Raw genomic sequence first — 2,779 nt, 5'->3', positions numbered from 1 at the left:
CGAGCTCGCCGCGGGCGGGTTCGACGGCCTCGTCGTCCAGGACGTGGCCCTGCTGATCGAGGTCGGCGCGGCCGCCCAGGTCGATCGCCTCGTCGTCGTCTACGCCGATCCCGCGATCCAGCTCGAGCGCCTCGTGCGGCGCGACGGCCTCGATCCCGCCGAGGCCGAGCGGCGTATCGCGAGCCAGATTCCGCTCGCCGAGAAGGTCCGCCTGGCCCATTACGTCATCGACAACTCCGACAGCCCGGAGGAGACGGCGGCCCAGGTGCGCGCGGTGCACGCTGCGCTCTGGGCCGAGCACCGGGCGAGACGGGGATGACCGAGCCCCGGCGCCGGGCCCTGGGCCAGCACTTCCTGGCCGACCCGGTGGTGGCCGAGCGGATCGTCGACGCCGTCGGCGCGACCCCGACCGACCTGGTGTGCGAGATCGGCGCCGGCACCGGGGCCCTCACGGCGCTCCTCGCCACCCGGGCGGGCCGGGTCGTGGCGCTCGAGATCGATCCGGCGCTGCACGCCCGTCTGGCGGCGGGCCCCGGGCGGCGGGCCGCCGTGGACCTGCGCCTCGCCGACGCGCGGGGGTTCGACTACGCCTCCCTGCGGGACGCGCGCCCGACTCCGGAAGGCCGCTTCCTCGTCGTCGGGAACCTGCCCTACAGCGCCTCCAAGCCCATCCTGCTCCGGCTCTGGGAGGCCAGGGCCTCGATCGACGCGGCCACCCTCATGCTCCAGCGTGAGGTCGCCGAGCGCCTCACGGCGAGCCCGGGGGGCAAGGCCTATGGCGCCCTCTCAGTCCTCTGGCAGGCGTGGGCCGACCCGGCCCTCCTCTTCGTCGTGCCGGCCAGGGCGTTCCGCCCCCCCCCCGCCGTCGAGTCGGCGGTGGTGCAGGCCGTCTTCCGGCGGACGCCGCGCGTCGCCCTCGGCGACCCCGCCATGTTCGTCCAGGTCGTGAAGGCCGGCTTCGCCCAGCGGCGGAAGACCCTGGCCAACGCGCTCCGGGCGGGGTTCCCCCGTCTCGGGGGGGCGGAGGTCCAGCGGCGGCTCGGGCGAGCCGGACTCGACGGCCGGCGCCGGGCGGAAACGCTGAATCTCGAGGAGTTTGCCCGGCTGGCCCACTTCTTCGTGCCACCCGAGGCCGCGTGATACCATACCGACAGCGATGACGGAATCCGATCCTGCCGGCGCTCCGCCCCCCTACGAGGGCGCCAGCGAGCCCACCGTGCGTGTCATCCCCCTCGGGGGCCTCGGGGAGATCGGCCTCAACATGATGCTCCTCGAGACGGGAGACGACCTCCTGGCGCTCGACTGCGGGCTCATGTTCCCCGACGACGACATGCCGGGGATCGACTACGTCATCCCCGACTTCTCCTACGTCGTGGCCAAGCGCGAGCGCCTCCGGGCGGTGGTCCTGACCCACGGTCACGAGGACCACATCGGGGCGCTGCCCTACCTCCTGCGCGACCTGGACGTGCCCGTCTACGGGACGCGGATCGCGCTCGCCCTGGCCGCCGAGCGGCTCCGGGAACACGGGCTCCTCGAGCGGGCGCGGCTCATTCCGGTCGAGCCCCGGCGCGTCTTCGACCTCGGGCCGTTCCGCCTGGAGCCGATCCGGGTGACGCACTCGGTCGTGGACGGGGTGGGCTACGCCGTCGAGACCCCGGTGGGGACGCTCGTCCACACCGGCGACTTCAAGCTCGACCCGAGCCCGATCGACGGCGAGCGCTCGGACTACCACCGCCTGGCCGAGCTGGGGGAGGGGGGAGTCCTCTGCCTGATGGCGGACTCCACCAACGTGGATCGGCCCGGCACGACGCCATCGGAGCGCGACGTCGGCCGGCACCTGGCCGAGCGCTTCCGGGGGGCGCCGGGCCGGATCATCCTCGCGACGTTCGCATCGCACATCCACCGGATCCAGCAGGTGCTCGACCTCGCGGCCGCCTTCGGGCGCCGGGTGGCGCTCCTCGGGCGCAGCATGGAGCAGAACGTCCGGATCGCCGCCGAGCTGGGGTACCTTCGGGTCCCCGAGGGGTGCCTCCTGCCGCTCGAGGAGCTTGCCGAGCTGCCGCCGTACCGTCAGGTGATCCTCTCGACCGGGAGCCAGGGGGAGCCCAACTCGGCGATCGCGCTCATCGCGGCCGAAGAGCACAAGCACGTGGAGGTCGGCGACGGGGACCTCGTCATCCTCTCGGCGCGGGTCATCCCCGGCCACGAGCGCACGATCACCAAGGTGGTCAACCAGCTCCTCCGCCTGGGCGCCGAGGTGCTGTGGGAGCCGGTGGCCTTCGTCCACGTCTCGGGGCACGCCTCCCAGGAAGAGCTCCGGTTGATGCTCAACCTGGTGCGGCCGGCCTTCTTCATCCCCGTCCACGGCGAGTATCGCCACCTGATGGCGCACGGGCGGCTCGCCCAGGACGTCGGCATCCCCTCCGATCGCGTCTTCGTGATCGAGGACGGGCAGGGGGTCGAGTTCACCAAGACCTCGGGCCGCGTGCTCCAGCGGTTTCCGGTCGGCCGCGTCCTGGTGGACGGCAAAGGGATCGGCGACGTCGGAGCCGTCGTCCTCCGGGACCGCCAGCTCCTCTCGCAGGACGGGATGGTCGTGGTGGCGGTTACCGTCGACCGGGGCACCGGCGAGATCATCGCCGGGCCCGAGATCGCCTCGCGCGGCTGGGTGTACGAGCGTGAGTCCGAAGCGGTGCTGGAAGAAGCGAAGACCGTCTTGCGGGACGCGCTCGCCGCCCGGACGGGCGAGGAGCCGATGGCGCGCGACGTCCTCCAGTCA

3 protein-coding genes are annotated in these 2,779 nt (G+C 73.0%); all 3 read left to right on the top strand.

What is annotated here, in order from left to right; all coding sequences use genetic code 11:
- Nucleotides 1-319: dephospho-CoA kinase (locus VGW35_21190; protein ID HEV8310187.1), on the top strand; the 319-nt coding region annotated here is incomplete at its 5' end.
- A complete protein-coding gene (gene rsmA / locus VGW35_21185; GenBank protein ID HEV8310186.1) occupies nt 316-1,140 on the top strand; it encodes a 16S rRNA (adenine(1518)-N(6)/adenine(1519)-N(6))-dimethyltransferase RsmA in 825 nt (274 codons plus the stop codon). The genes VGW35_21190 and rsmA, both read left to right, overlap by 4 nt.
- A gap of 76 nt (nt 1,141-1,216) precedes the next feature.
- The coding region (locus VGW35_21180; protein ID HEV8310185.1) for a ribonuclease J at nt 1,217-2,779 on the top strand (1,563 nt) is incomplete at its 3' end.

The organism is Candidatus Methylomirabilota bacterium, assembly GCA_036005065.1.
Classification (GTDB): domain Bacteria; phylum Methylomirabilota; class Methylomirabilia; order Rokubacteriales; family DASRDR01; genus DASYQW01.
Note: the sequence above shows the minus strand (reverse complement) of the source record. Positions and strands in the feature narration are given on the sequence as shown.